Here is a 12,439-nt window from a genome sequence, read left to right as displayed (position 1 = left end):
TAGTGCAGGCGCTCAGGTCGGCGCCAACACGCAGGACGCCACGCTCGCCACGTCGGGCGGCATCGTCAAGATGTCGGTCGCACCGGTGATGTCCAACGACAGCGGCCTGGTACGCAGCACCGTCGATCAGACAAACGTGCAACCCACCGCAGCTGGTACCGGTGTCACGGCAGGTGCGAACGAAACCCGCACGCGTGTCGACCCCGCCACCATTCCGGTCGCTAATATTGCTGGCGGTGGCCAGACCTCGCTGACGCAGATCGATCTGCCCATTGGCGGCTTGTATCGCCTGTCCAATGGCACGGCGACTGACCGCACGGCAATGGGTCGCGCAGCAACCGGCCTTGGTGGCATCAACGCCTGGCGCAGCAATGGCCCGGGCCGTCGCTACCTGATCGAGACCGACCCGCGCTTCGTCAACTACGACAACTTCATCAGCAGCGACTTCCTGCTGGACAAGCTGGGCGTGGACCCGGAGTGGACCCAGACCCGCCTGGACGATGGCTTCTACTGTAGACTCCCCGTAATTCAATGCCAGCTAAAACTAGAGGTCTGCGGTTGATGTTGATCACTGAACTCGGCGGGCGTTAGCCCGCCCAGGCTGTCGTGCGGGATCTGTTGGTTGTAGTCGGCCAGCCAGTGTTCGGTCTGTTCGCGGACCTCGCTCAGCGTGCGGAAGATGTGCATGTCCAGCACGCCGCGCCGGTAGCTGCCGTTGAAGCGTTCGATGAAACCGTTTTGCATCGGCCGCCCCGGCTCGATGAAATCCAATGCGATGCCTTTGCGCTCGGCCCACTCGGCCAAGGCCAACGCGACAAATTCCGGTCCGTTGTCCAGGCAAAGCTTAGCGAGATAGCCGCGCCAGGTTGCGATGCGTTCCAACGTGCGGATGACGCGGGCGGCTGGAAGATTCAAGTCCACTTCGATTGCCAAGGCTTCCCGACTGAAATCGTCGATGACATTGAACGTGCGGAAGCGTCGACCATCCCACAGCGCATCGGACATGAAGTCGATCGACCATCCGGCATTGGGGCGTGCTCCGCATGCCAACGGTTGTGGATAGCGCGTAGGGAGCCGACGCCTGCTGCGACGACGCTTATTGAGCTTCATCAGGCAATACACGCGCCAAACCCTCTTGTGATTCCACACATGTCCGCGACGGCGGATGATCTGAAACAGCTTTCCAAAACCACGCTCGGGAAAGCGCTCGGCCAATTCGGACAACAGCGCAATGACCTCCTCGTCGCGATCGGGACGACGCCGATAGCGCGCTGTCGAGCGCGCCACGCCAACGACCGCACAGGCCCGGCGCTCGCTCCAGCCATGCTGCTCGACGAGCCAGGCAAGGAGCGGGCGCTTATGCGCCGGGTCTACAGCTTTTTTGCGATCAGATCCTTCAACGCATGGTTCTCCATCGCCAACTCGGCATACATCCGCTTGAGTTTGGCGTGCTCGGCTTCAACATCACGCAGCCGCTGCACGTCGGAGGCTTCCATGCCGCCGTACTTGGACCTCCAGACGTAGTAGGTCGCGTCAGAAATACCCAGCTAACGGCACACATCCTTGACCTGGCGGCCGCCCTCAACCTGCTTCAGCGTGGCGACAATCTGGCTTTGGGTGAACTTGCTCTTGCGCATCATTGGTCTCCTCGGTGGCTAGTGTGTCCGGAGACCTCTAACTATGGATGGATCAATTTTACGGGGAGTCGACAAGTAGGGTCTGGCGTTATCAATAAGTCAATCTGACCCTGAGGTTTCAGGCCAGACAAACCCTGACTTTGTTTTTGCAAGTGGTGCTTGTGGTGGAAAAAAAGTTGACTTTATGTGGTCCGATTATTCCAAGGCGGAACAAGTAAATAAATTCTTCTTAATTAATTCCGAGCAGAATAAGGGTCATCTTATTCGGCATTTGGATAAAGCTGATATAGTGCCATTGGATTATAGAAATCTCACGCCGGAAAACCGGGTTGTTGTTAATGGCTGGATAAATGACCTTGACGAAATCCAAAAAGGTATTATTACTATAATGAGGTGGTGTATGGGGATGTACATTTCAATTAGCAATAAGGTGGGCTGGACGCTTCCTTTCGGAATGTTTGATTGTATAATAGAGTCAACGAGAGAGCTTTTTTCTTGCGAGAGTATGGGTTGCATTAAAAAAATTTATAAATCTTTAGATGATGAGGGGCAGAGTTTTGTTATATTAGATGACGTTGACATTAATTGTTTTAATTTATTCTATGAAAATTGCAGTCGAGCAATGGATGATTTTCTCAATTCGTCACGCGGGAAATCCGTCCGGCCGACTAGTGTTGCAGGGATACTCTGGAACTGGGCAGAAGTTTTAAGGCTTATGCGAGAAGATCCTAGGTATTCGGAAGCGCCTTAATCCAGTCGATTAAAGTGGTTAGGGGGTAAAAGGGGAGGGAGGTAATTAAGAGCTCCGCCCGGACAGGCCTGTACAAAATTTATGTGATAGCGGTCCTGAATCGACTTCGTCAGGCTGAGTTCTTCTCCTCGGCAACGCCGAGCCCACCGAACTTCTTGCGCCACGCATAGAACGTGGCCTGGCTGATGCTCATCTTGCGGCAGACTGTCGTGCCGGTCTCGGCCTGCTTCAGGGCGAATGCGATTTGCTCTTCGGTGAACTTCGAGTTCTTCATAGCGACGGGCCTCCTTGGGTCTGAGTGTCGCCGAATTTTCAAGGTCTGGCTGGTCCAAGTTATAGGGAGGAGGTCATCAACCGCTGACCTCTAATTTTAGATGGCATTGAATTACGGGGAGTCGACACAAGGCCTCGTGCATCAGGTGCAGATAGCGCAATCGCTCGCCATCGTCCAGAAAGCATGGCAAGCGTTGTTCCCGGGCTGCACAATCTGCTGCGGGACACCGGCGAGTTCAATGCGTGCAAATCTGGCCGTCGCACAAGACTCGCAAACAGACATCGGTGCTAATATGCAGGGAACCTTGCAAGAGCTGACGCCGTAGACTGCAATTTGCGGAGGAAGTGAATCTGACCCCCGTTAGCGGAATGTCTACGAAAACGGCGTATTGGAGCCTGATCAGTTCTATCATCAGGTTATACGGATGGGCGTTACGTGTATGATCCAAGGCTCTCTAATGTTCCTATACCTAAGGGTGACTGGGAGCGGCATATTAAAGGGATAAATCCGGGTGGTTTGCAAATTTTAAGAAATTTGAAAGGATTTGGAAAATAATTATGAAGATTATTGAGGCCAGAGAGGGGCGATTGCTCAATGTAATCGATTGGATGAGCCCTCTTGAGTGGAGGCGTTATCAGTCGCGTGAGGCCAGGGTCTGGAATGGAGATTATTTCGAGAAAAAGGATATGTCAACATATCCCCCATATGTGGCCTTTAGATTTGTAAAAGAGGATTTTATTGTTGTTAAAAGTCTCATGGATCTTGTTGCGGGATATGAGGGTGTAGTGGATTGGGTGATGAGAGGTCATCTCCGAGAGGTGATGCCAAATACTAATTGGATAATTGCACCGTCATTTTTCTTTGCGGCAGAGAATTTTGCTAGTTCGTCAGATATCTCGATGAGGGATTGCATTTCCAAGAACGATGCTATGTTGTCTTTAGGGGCCTATAAGGACATTGATTTATTAACAGATTATGTTGCTGGTAGAATTGGTATGACGTCCAAATATTAATTGACAGTAAGGCGCGGGTGAGAAGTAAAGGGGTCGACGTCCCCCCGAGATTGAGTAGCGCGACGGTTTGGAGTCCAATCCTCAATGACAAGGAGATTGGACGTGAAGAAGCGCTTTTCCGAAGAACAGATCATCGGCTTCCTGCGCGAGGCCGAGGCGGGCATGCCGATCAAGGACCTATGCCGCCAGCATGGCTTCAGTGAGGCCTCGTACTACCTATGGCGCAGCAAGTTCGGTGGCATGAGCGTGCCCGTACGCCAAGCGGCTCAAGGATCTGGAGGCCGAGAACACACGCCTGAAGAAGTTGCTGGCCGAGCAGGTGTTCGAGAACGACGTCATCAAGGATGCGTTGCGAAAAAAGTGGTGACCGCACCGGCGCGCAGGTTGCTGGTGCGGAGCATGGTCGAGAAAGGGCTGAGCGAGCGGCGCGCGTTGGTGGTTGCACGCATGAGCGCCAGCGCACTGCGTTACAAGCCCAGGCCTGACCACAATGTTGAACTGCGCGAGCAGATCGCTGTACTGGCACACCGGCATCGTCGTTACGGCGTGGGCATGATCCATCTGAAATTGCGATAGAGGGGGCTTGTTGTGAACTACAAGCGCGTGGAACGCCTGTATCAGGAAGCGGGTCTGCAGGTGCGTCGCAGGAAGCGCAAGAAGGTGCCTGTCGGTGAGCGTCAGCCCTTGCTGCGCCCGTCCGCCGCCAATCAGGTGTGGTCGATGGATTTTGTGTTCGACCGCACCGCGGAAGGCCGAGTAATCAAGTGCCTGACCATCGTTGACGACGCCACCCACGAGGCCGTGGCCATCGAGGTGGAACGGGCTATTTCCGGGCAGGGCGTTGCCAGGGTGCTGGACAGATTGGCCGTTCAGCGCGGTTTGCCGCAAGTGATCAGGACAGACAACGGCAAGGAGTTTTGCGGCAAAGCGATGGTGGCGTGGGCTCACGAGAAGGGAATTGCCCTGCGCCTGATCGAGCCGGGCAAGCCGAACCAAAACGCTTACGTTGAGTCCTTCAACGGGCGGCTGCGCGATGAATGTCTGAACGAGAATTGGTTCCCGACGTTGCTCCATGCCAGGACCAGTATCGAAAGCTGGCGGCGTGACTACAACGAAGAAAGGCCTAAACGAGCACTTGGCGGACTGACGCCCGCCCAGTACGCCGCGCAGTTGGCTGGCGAGATGGATAACATCAGCACAGGACTCTAAACCCGCCCACTACTCAGGACGGGGGCGTCGCGCTTTTTACTAAAAGCCTCGTAAGCTTTCCGTAGTGATACACCAAGGGTTTGCTGAAGAATTCGTCAAGTTCGATTGATGGGTCTACCTGCCGGTTTCCTCACACCCTTAGCGGATTGACTGAACTCGGTCCGTTCATCCGCGTAGTCGCGGCTTGCACAGATGCTCTGCCACGCTACTGAGCACCGACAAGACTTCACGGCAGTTATGACGCAAGGTATTTCAAGAAAGTCGCAATGGTTCGGCCTCTTCGGCTGGTTGGCGCTGTGCTATGCGGTCGCTGGGCTTGGTGCGATGGCATCCATCCAGGCGGCCGGCTTCTATGCAGAACTTGCGCGGCCGGCGTGGGCGCCGCCGGGCTGGTTGTTCGGACCGGTGTGGACAGTGTTGTACGGAATGATGGCGGTGTCGGTCTGGTTGGTGTGGCGGCGCGGCAGCCGGGCGGGAACGCGTCCGGCGCTGGGCCTGTTCGTGCTGCAGCTGACGCTCAATGGTTTGTGGAGCTGGCTGTTCTTTGCGTGGCATCTGGGGGCTTGGGCATTCGCGGATATCGTGGCGCTGTGGCTGGTGCTGGCCGGAACGATTGCCGTGTTCTCGAAGCGGCGGGCGCTGGCGGCGTGGTTATTGGTGCCGTATCTGGCGTGGGTGAGCTTCGCGGCGGCGCTCAACTTTTCGGTCTGGCAACTCAATCCCCAGGTACTCGGCTGATCTCCGCTGCTGATCTTGGTGGCACGTACTCACCGGCGCGGCAATAGCGACGATCTGTTGCTTGGTGCGAAGTGGCCTGTTGCTTGCTGCGAACTGATGCGGGCAGCGAAGCGACACCTCGCCCGCAAGCGGTCTAGTCAGTTGTATCGCGTCATCTGAGCGCATGACACTACCAATCGAGGTTCGAAACCTGCGCAGGGCGGCTCTCCAAAGTGGTTCCAAAAGTTTCCATGGCAATCAATTGCTTGCGCGCGCGATGCTTAAATCCCTGAGCAGCAAGGTTTTCTGTTTCGCGCCCCGAGCGCGTGCGCCTGCCCATTCACGCAATGCTTGACAGGCCTCGGCCCTGTGATGTCTTTTGCATGCATGGATAACGCCTCCGCCACTGTTTCGCTTCTCTGCCAGCCGCTACTGCGGCCGGGTGCGGGCGTGGCCGGCATTACCACCACCATTACCACCGTCACCATTCGCCCGGTGCGGCCCGTCGTCTTCGCGTAACTTCCGAAAACAACGGCCCCGCACCCGGATCAGGATGCGGGGGCTTTCCTCCCTCATCTGATGCGGACGGGGCCTCCCTAACGAGGTCTGTCGATGTCATCGTCTGTCGTTTCGCTCGAACCCGCTGCTGTTGCCGCATCGTCCGCACGCACCGTCGTGCATAAATTCGGCGGCACCTCGGTGGCCGATGCCGAGCGCTACCGGCACGTGGCGCAGCTGTTGCTGGCACGCGACGAGTCGGTGCAGGTCACCGTGGTCTCGGCGATGAAGGGCGTGACCGATGCCTTGATCGAACTGGCCGAGCTGGCCGCACAGAACCGCCCGGAGTGGCGCGAGCGCTGGCATGAGACGCGCGCGCGTCATCGCGGTGCGGCGGTGGCCTTGCTTGGCGAACATTCGGGGCCGACGGTGGAGTGGCTGGACGAGCGCTTCGAGCACCTGTCGCAAATCCTCGGCGCATTGGCGGTGATCGGCGAGTTGCCGCGCGAGGTGCTCGACCGCGTGCAAGGCCTGGGCGAGGTGTATTCGGCGCAGTTGCTGGGCGACCATTTCCGCGCGCTTGGCGAAGATTGCGCGGTGCTGGATGCGCGCGATGTGCTGGTGGTCAATCGCGGCGAACTCGGCGTGGATGTGGACTGGGACACCAGCGCGCAGCGCCTTGCAACCTGGCGCCAGGCGTATCCGCAGACGCGCGTGGTGGTCACCGGCTTCGTGGCGCGCGACCGCGCCGACCGCATCACCACGTTGGGGCGCAACGGCAGCGATTATTCCGGCGCGATCTTCGCGGCCTTGTTCGATGCCGATGAGCTGCATATCTGGACCGACGTGGATGGCGTGCTCTCGGCCGACCCGCGCGTGGTTCCCGAAGCGGTGCAGCTGGAAACGCTGAGCTACGACGAAGCCTGCGAGCTGGCGTATTTCGGCGCCAAGGTGGTGCATCCGCAGACCATGTCGCCGGCGATCGAACGCGGCCTGCCGATCATCATCCGCAACACCTTCCAGCCCGAACATCCGGGTACGCGCATCACTGCCAGCAGCGCGGTGAGCGGGCCGATCAAGGGGCTGACGCTCAGCCCCGACCTGGCCGTGCTGAATCTGGAAGGCACAGGCCTGATCGGCGTGCCGGGTACGGCCGAGCGCGTGTTCGCGGCGCTGCGCACGGCGCAGGTATCGGTGGTGATGATCTCGCAGGGCTCGTCGGAGCATTCGATCTGTTGCGTGGTCAAACAGCATGAGTCCGAGCGCGCGCGCAACGCCTTGCTGCAGGCCTTCGCGCATGAACTCACGGTTGGCCAGGTGCAGCGTGTGCAGCTGACCACCGGCATCAGCGTGCTGGCGGCAGTGGGCGATGGCATGGCCGGCCAGCCGGGCGTGGCGGCACGGTTGTTCGAGTCGCTGGGGCGCGCGCAGGTCAATATCCTGGCGATCGCGCAGGGCTCGTCGGAGCGCAACATCTCGGTGGCCATCGATGCGGCGCATGCGACCAAGGCCTTGCGTGCGGCGCATGCCGGCTTCTGGTTGTCGCCGCAGACCTTCTCGGTAGGCGTGATCGGGCCAGGCAATGTGGGCGCGGCGTTGCTGGACCAGTTGCGTATTGCGCAGCCGCAATTGCTGGGCAAGGCCAATATAGATCTTCGCCTGCGCGCAGTGGTTTCGCGCGGCCGCATGTTGCTCGACGAGCGCGGCCTGGTCGGCAACTGGCGCGATGCCTTCGCCGCCGCAGCCACCGCGACCGATCTGGAACGTTTCACCACGCACCTGTTGTCCGCACATCTGCCGCACACGGTGATCATCGATTGCAGCGGCAGCGCGGAAGTGGCCGACCGCTATGCGGACTGGTTGGCTGCCGGCATCCACGTGGTGACGCCGAACAAACAGGCCGGCTCCGGCCCGTTGCAGCGGTATCAGGCGATCCGTGCGGCGGCCGATGCCAGCGGCGCGCGCTTCCGTTACGAGGCCACCGTGGGCGCGGGCCTGCCGGTGATCACCACGCTGCGCGACCTGGTCGATACCGGCGATGCGGTGACCTCGATCGAAGGCATCTTCTCCGGCACATTGGCGTGGCTGTTCAACAAGTACGACGGCAGCGTGCCGTTCGCCGAGTTGGTGACGCAGGCGCGTGGCATGGGCTATACCGAGCCGGATCCGCGCGACGATCTGTCGGGTGTGGATGTGGCGCGCAAGCTGGTGATCCTGGCGCGCGAAGCAGGGCGTGCGATCAGCCTGGAAGATGTGCAGGTCGAAAGCCTGGTACCCGAAGCATTACGCCAGGCCAGCGTGGAGGATTTCATGGCGCGCCTGCATGAAGTGGATGCCACGTTCGCGCAGCGCCTGGCCGACGCGCGTGCGCGCGGCAACGTGCTGCGCTATGTCGCGCAGCTGCCGCCTGATCGCGCACCGAGCGTGGGACTGGTGGAACTGCCTGCCGATCATGCCTTCGCCAACCTGCGCCTGACCGATAACGTGGTGCAGTTCACTACGCGTCGCTACTGCGAGAACCCGTTGGTGGTGCAGGGCCCGGGCGCCGGGCCGGAAGTGACCGCAGCAGGCGTGTTCGCCGACCTGCTGCGCGTGGCGGCCGGCGAGGGGGCGCGGTTGTGAGCCAGGCGGTGATCGGTCAATCGGCAGTCGCGCATGCGCAAGGCGCGGCGCGCGGCGCGCACGCTCTGCACCAGGCGCGCGCCTTCGCCCCGGCATCGGTTGCCAACGTGGCGGTGGGCTTTGACCTGTTGGGATATCCGGTCGATGGCGTGGGCGACACGGTGACCGTGCGTCGTGTCGATGCGCCAGTGGTACGCATCGCCGCCATTCGCGGCACAACCGTCGCGTTGCCGCTGGATGCCGAGCGCAACACCGCCGGTGCGGCCTTGATGTCGCTGCGCGCTGCGTTGGATCTGCCATACGGTTTTGAAGTGGAGATCGACAAAGGCATTGCGCTGAGCTCGGGCATGGGGGGCTCGGCAGCGTCGTGTGTGGCTGCGCTGGTGGCGGCAAACGCGCTGCTGGATACGCCGCTGGGCAATGCGCAGCTGTATCAGCATGCGCTCGATGGCGAAGCCGTCGCCAGCGGGAGCCGGCATGGCGACAATCTGGGGCCGCTGTTTTTAGGCGGTCTGGTGGTGTGCACGCTGGAGCGGTTGGTGCCGGTCGCAGTGCCGGCGGCCTGGCACAGCTTGCTGGTGCACCCGGACGCGGTGCTGGAAACCCGGCGCGCGCGCGAGGCCCTGGCCGGCGATTACCAGTTGCGCGAGTTCGTCGCGCAGAGCACCAATCTTGCGTTGGTACTGGCGGGCTGCCATGCCGGCGATGCCGGGTTGGTGCGCGCGGGCCTGCGCGATGTGCTGGTGGAGCCACGCCGTGCGCCGTTGATCGCCGGCTTTGCAGCCGCCAAGCAGGCGGCGTTGGCGCATGACGCGATGGGTGCAAGCATTTCCGGTGCCGGCCCCAGCGTGTTTGCCTGGTTCGAAACGCGCGCCGCCGCGCACGCCGCCGCGCCTGCGGTACAGGCTGCCTTTGCCGCTGCCGGGTTCGATAGCCAGTTCTGGGTATCGCCGATCGCCAGCCCGGCCGCGCGGCTGATCGAATGACCCGGCATCTGCACCTCTCAGTTCGGAACGATGCAGCGTGCGGCGTGCGGGCCATGCAACACGCTGCACGTACCTCATTCCACGACGACCTCGCTGATCTGCATTACCGGACTCAGGTCGGTGTAGTTGGGGATGTCGCCCAGGATCTCCGCTGCGTGCGGGCCGAAGCTGCCGTTGAACGCTTCCACCGAGTCGCAAAAGATATGGCACATGCCGATGAAGGCCGGCGTGCTGCCGGGGTCGCCGCCACTGAGTCCCCTGTCCACCGTGTAACGCAGGCAGGCCGCGCCCATGCGCGCGCTTACCAGCGGCATGTGCTGGTCGCGGTAGTAGGTGTGGTCGAAACGGGCACCGTCGCGGTAGGGGTACATCACGCTGACCTTGATCATCTGCCGACTCCACGGAAAGGTGCGCGCAGCATAGCGCCGTGCCAGTGGGTGCAGGGGACCATCCGGCGGAACGCAGCGACCGTGCCAACCATGTCCATTCCTTCGCTCATTTCATTGCCGGGTAACACCCGGTCCTGTCTTTGCCTGGAGTCACGTTGATGTTCATCTCCACCCGTGGCGGCGCACCCGCCGCAAGCCTGAGTCAGGCGATTGCCGCCGGCCTGGCCCCCGATGGCGGACTGTATGTGCCGCAGGCCTTGCCGCCGGCGCGCATGCTGGCCGCCGGTGCCGATCTGGCTGCGACCGCCGCCACCTTGCTGCAGCCGTTTTTCGAAGGCGATGCGTTGGCACCCGAGTTGCCGGCCATCTGCGCCGAAGCGTTCGATTTCCCGGCGCCTCTGGTGCCGCTGGCCACGCCCGGCGACTACGCGCTGGAGCTGTTTCATGGCCCCACTGCCGCATTCAAGGATTTCGGTGCGCGCTTCCTGGCGGCCTGCCTGACCCGCCTGCGCCGGGCCGAAGACCGCCCGCTCACCATCCTGGTGGCCACCTCCGGCGATACCGGCGCTGCGGTGGCCGCCGCCTTTCATCGCCAGCCCGGCCTGCGCGTGGTGGTGCTGTATCCGGATGGCCGCGTGTCGCCACGGCAGGCGCATCAGCTGGGCTGCTTTGGCGACAACATCCAGGCCCTGCGCGTGGCCGGTTCGTTCGACGATTGCCAGGCGATGGTCAAGCAGGCCCTGAACGATGCGCCGCTGCAGGCGCAGCTGCCGCTGAGTTCGGCCAACAGCATCAGCCTGGGCCGGCTGCTGCCGCAGATGAGCTATTACGCGCACGCGGGCCTGCAGCACCAGGCCGCCACAGGCAGTGTGCTGAATCTGGTGGTGCCTACCGGCAATCTGGGCAACGGGCTGGCGGCGATCCTGGCGCGTGCGCTCGGGGTGCCGTTGGGCAAGATCGCGCTGGCGTCCAATGCCAACCACGTGTTGCCCGATTACTTCGCCGGCGACGATTACGCGCCGCAGCCCAGCGTGGCGACCCTGGCCAATGCCATGGACGTGGGCGCACCGAGCAATTTCGAGCGGCTGCGCTGGTTGTACCAAGGCGACGATGCGGCATTGCGCGAGGCGTTCCGGGCGTTGTCGGTTGACGATGCAGCCATCAGCCACACCATCCGGCAGCGGTATGCGCGCTACGGCGAGGTGCATTGCCCGCATACCGCCACCGCAGTGCATGTGCTGGAGCAACTGCGTGCCGAAGGTGCCGAGGGCGTCACCGGGGACTGGGCCGTGGCGGCCACTGCGCACCCGGCCAAGTTCGAGGGCGTGGTGGAGCCGTTGATCGGCCGGGCGGTCGATGTGCCGCCGGCGCTGGCAGCGTTGTTGCAGCGTCCCGCACATGCCGAAGCGCTGGCGCCGGACTACGCGGCATTCCGGCGGCGTCTGCTTGCGGATGCGGTCTGAGCCAAACGCGTTCAGCCAGCCGGGGTTGGAAAGTGCCGCGCATGGGGCTATCTCTATCGGGGTGCGGCCCCGGCGTGGCGCCGCGTTCGATGTGGGTTGCTGCATGTCTTATCGAGTGATTGCCGTTGCTGCCGCCTTGTGCGGCTGCGTAGTGGCGGGTGCGGCCATGGCGGCCGACGCCATGGTTGCGTCCCCGGTGTCGCCCTTGGGCGCGCCGCGTGCGGGGTTGATCGATGCCTTGGCACGCCAGGCGCCGTCGCTGGACCGCCAGGTGCTGGCGCTGGCGGCCGAGGCGCTGCAATGCGCGCGTCAGCGTCAGCAGGTGGGCGCCGAGCGTGTGCTCAGCGTCATCGACTACAGCCGGCCGTCGACCGAACGCCGGCTCTGGGTGTTCGATCTGGCCAAGCAGCGTTTGTTGTTTCAGGAATGGGTGGCGCACGGGCGCAACACCGGCGAGAACCTGGCCGCGAAGTTCTCCAACGCCGACGGCAGCTTCCAGTCCAGCCTGGGCGCGTTCACCGCGCAGGAGTCGTATACCGGTCACAACGGCTACTCGTTGCGGCTCAAAGGCCTGGAGCCGGGCTTCAACGATCACGCACGCGACCGCGCCATCGTCATCCACGGCGCGCCCTATGTCAGCGAGGCCATCATCCGCACCCAGGGCCGGCTCGGGCGCAGCCTGGGTTGCCCCGCAGTGCGGCCGGCCGTGGCCAGGCAGCTGATCGATACCTTGCGCGAAGGTGCGTTCGTCTTCGCTTATTACCCGGACCGCGCCTGGCTGCGGCAGTCGCAACTACTCAGTAGCGGCTGCGGTGCCTCGGTGGCGAGTGCGGTGGGCGGCCGCTGATGCATGGCGCTGCGGGTTGATTCGGGACTGCAG

9 protein-coding genes and 3 pseudogenes are annotated in these 12,439 nt (G+C 61.8%); 9 read left to right on the top strand and 3 right to left on the bottom strand.

Annotated elements, in window-relative coordinates:
- The first annotated feature begins 70 nt into the window (after positions 1–70).
- A complete protein-coding gene (locus FHY19_RS08205) occupies positions 71–562 on the top strand; it encodes a hypothetical protein (protein WP_259164379.1) in 492 nt (163 codons plus the stop codon).
- Here FHY19_RS08205 and FHY19_RS08200 read toward each other — a convergent pair.
- A pseudogene (locus FHY19_RS08200) lies at positions 529–1,637 on the bottom strand (IS3 family transposase). The gene FHY19_RS08205 and the pseudogene FHY19_RS08200 overlap by 34 nt on opposite strands.
- Positions 1,638–1,719: 82 nt before the next feature.
- Here FHY19_RS08200 and FHY19_RS08195 point away from each other — a divergent pair.
- Entirely contained in the window at positions 1,720–2,388 is a 669-nt protein-coding gene (locus FHY19_RS08195; protein WP_276580801.1) for a hypothetical protein, read from the top strand.
- 130 nt (positions 2,389–2,518) lie between these two features.
- Here the strand turns inward: FHY19_RS08195 and FHY19_RS08190 are convergent.
- Positions 2,519–2,662 (bottom strand): annotated as a pseudogene (locus FHY19_RS08190) (transposase); the annotation flags it as partial.
- Positions 2,663–3,219: 557 nt separating this feature from the next.
- On the opposite strand from FHY19_RS08190, the gene FHY19_RS08185 reads away from it, so the two are divergent.
- The 5 genes and pseudogenes from FHY19_RS08185 to FHY19_RS08165 all read left to right on the top strand — a co-directional run bounded on the left by FHY19_RS08185 (position 3,220) and on the right by FHY19_RS08165 (position 9,707).
- Complete coding sequence (locus FHY19_RS08185; RefSeq protein ID WP_259164369.1) at positions 3,220–3,675, top strand: hypothetical protein; 456 nt, start codon at positions 3,220–3,222, stop codon at positions 3,673–3,675.
- Positions 3,676–3,759: 84 nt separating this feature from the next.
- Positions 3,760–4,884: pseudogene (locus FHY19_RS08180) on the top strand (IS3 family transposase).
- Between the two features lie 237 nt (positions 4,885–5,121).
- Positions 5,122–5,622, top strand: a complete 501-nt coding sequence (locus FHY19_RS08175) for a TspO/MBR family protein (RefSeq protein ID WP_259166341.1) — start codon at positions 5,122–5,124, stop codon at positions 5,620–5,622.
- A 591-nt stretch (positions 5,623–6,213) separates the two neighbouring features.
- Positions 6,214–8,721 (top strand): bifunctional aspartate kinase/homoserine dehydrogenase I, encoded by a 2,508-nt coding sequence (thrA, locus tag FHY19_RS08170; RefSeq protein WP_259164365.1) that lies wholly within the window; start codon positions 6,214–6,216, stop codon positions 8,719–8,721.
- 11 nt (positions 8,722–8,732) lie between these two features.
- Positions 8,733–9,707 (top strand): homoserine kinase, encoded by a 975-nt coding sequence (locus FHY19_RS08165; RefSeq protein WP_259166339.1) that lies wholly within the window; start codon positions 8,733–8,735, stop codon positions 9,705–9,707.
- Positions 9,708–9,781: 74 nt separating this feature from the next.
- Here FHY19_RS08165 and FHY19_RS08160 read toward each other — a convergent pair whose 3' ends face one another.
- The gene (locus FHY19_RS08160) at positions 9,782–10,096 is read right to left on the bottom strand and encodes an EthD family reductase (protein ID WP_259164358.1); all 315 of its coding nucleotides are present in this window, start codon (positions 10,094–10,096) and stop codon (positions 9,782–9,784) included.
- 158 nt (positions 10,097–10,254) lie between these two features.
- On the opposite strand from FHY19_RS08160, the gene thrC reads away from it, so the two are divergent.
- Complete coding sequence (gene thrC, locus FHY19_RS08155; RefSeq protein WP_259159770.1) at positions 10,255–11,559, top strand: threonine synthase; 1,305 nt, start codon at positions 10,255–10,257, stop codon at positions 11,557–11,559.
- Positions 11,560–11,662: 103 nt separating this feature from the next.
- Positions 11,663–12,406, top strand: coding sequence for a murein L,D-transpeptidase catalytic domain family protein (locus tag FHY19_RS08150; RefSeq protein WP_259159771.1), 744 nt, complete (start codon positions 11,663–11,665; stop codon positions 12,404–12,406).
- Positions 12,407–12,439: the final 33 nt, after the last annotated feature.

It is taken from the genome of Xanthomonas sp. 4461 (assembly GCF_024806475.1).
Lineage (GTDB): Bacteria > Pseudomonadota > Gammaproteobacteria > Xanthomonadales > Xanthomonadaceae > Xanthomonas > Xanthomonas arboricola_F.
This window is presented reverse-complemented; position numbering and strand designations above follow the sequence as displayed.

What these genes read in the sequence shown, in the direction of transcription:
- FHY19_RS08160 (WP_259164358.1), bottom strand. Translation starts at nt 10,096, where the DNA reads ATGATCAAGGTCAGCGTGATGTACCCCTACCGCGACGGTGCCCGTTTC.
- FHY19_RS08205 (WP_259164379.1), top strand. Translation starts at nt 71, where the DNA reads ATGTCGGTCGCACCGGTGATGTCCAACGACAGCGGCCTGGTACGCAGC.
- FHY19_RS08185 (WP_259164369.1), top strand. Translation starts at nt 3,220, where the DNA reads ATGAAGATTATTGAGGCCAGAGAGGGGCGATTGCTCAATGTAATCGAT.
- thrA (WP_259164365.1), top strand. Translation starts at nt 6,214, where the DNA reads ATGTCATCGTCTGTCGTTTCGCTCGAACCCGCTGCTGTTGCCGCATCG.
- FHY19_RS08175 (WP_259166341.1), top strand. Translation starts at nt 5,122, where the DNA reads ATGACGCAAGGTATTTCAAGAAAGTCGCAATGGTTCGGCCTCTTCGGC.
- thrC (WP_259159770.1), top strand. Translation starts at nt 10,255, where the DNA reads ATGTTCATCTCCACCCGTGGCGGCGCACCCGCCGCAAGCCTGAGTCAG.
- FHY19_RS08150 (WP_259159771.1), top strand. Translation starts at nt 11,663, where the DNA reads ATGTCTTATCGAGTGATTGCCGTTGCTGCCGCCTTGTGCGGCTGCGTA.